The sequence below is a fragment of the Devosia alba genome (genome assembly GCF_039938915.1).
In the GTDB taxonomy this organism is placed as follows: domain Bacteria; phylum Pseudomonadota; class Alphaproteobacteria; order Rhizobiales; family Devosiaceae; genus Devosia; species Devosia alba.
Genome location: NZ_JBDUUI010000102.1, coordinates 1 through 260, shown reverse-complemented (window position 1 = coordinate 260; position 260 = coordinate 1). Strand labels below are relative to the sequence as shown.

Here is a 260-nt window from a genome sequence, read left to right as displayed (position 1 = left end):
GATCTTGTTATGGCCAGGAAGTCAGATTCCCAATCATATATATGGAGATTGTTAATAACATACATCGGATTACTTAACAGATCCCTATTAAGGATCTTAAGCATTTGTTGCTCTGGGTAGTTCATTTTTTATTTTTATAATTTAATGTTTGAGAATGACAATTAGGGCATAATATTTGCAAATTTTCTATCCTATTATCACTTTTTATACCATTTATATGGTGAAGCTGTAATGATATATCCTTTTCCATCCATTTTGAA

Annotated in this window: 1 protein-coding gene; it reads right to left on the bottom strand. The window is 29.6% G+C overall.

The window, feature by feature from the left end; translation table 11 throughout:
* Positions 1-121: 121 nt before the first annotated feature.
* A complete protein-coding gene (locus tag ABFY71_RS19390; protein WP_431021559.1) occupies positions 122-250 on the bottom strand; it encodes an HNH endonuclease signature motif containing protein in 129 nt (42 codons plus the stop codon).
* Between the last annotated feature and the right edge of the window lie 10 nt (positions 251-260).

Coding starts and splice junctions, on each gene's coding strand:
- ABFY71_RS19390 (WP_431021559.1), bottom strand. CDS start 250: ATGGAAAAGGATATATCATTACAGCTTCACCATATAAATGGTATAAAA.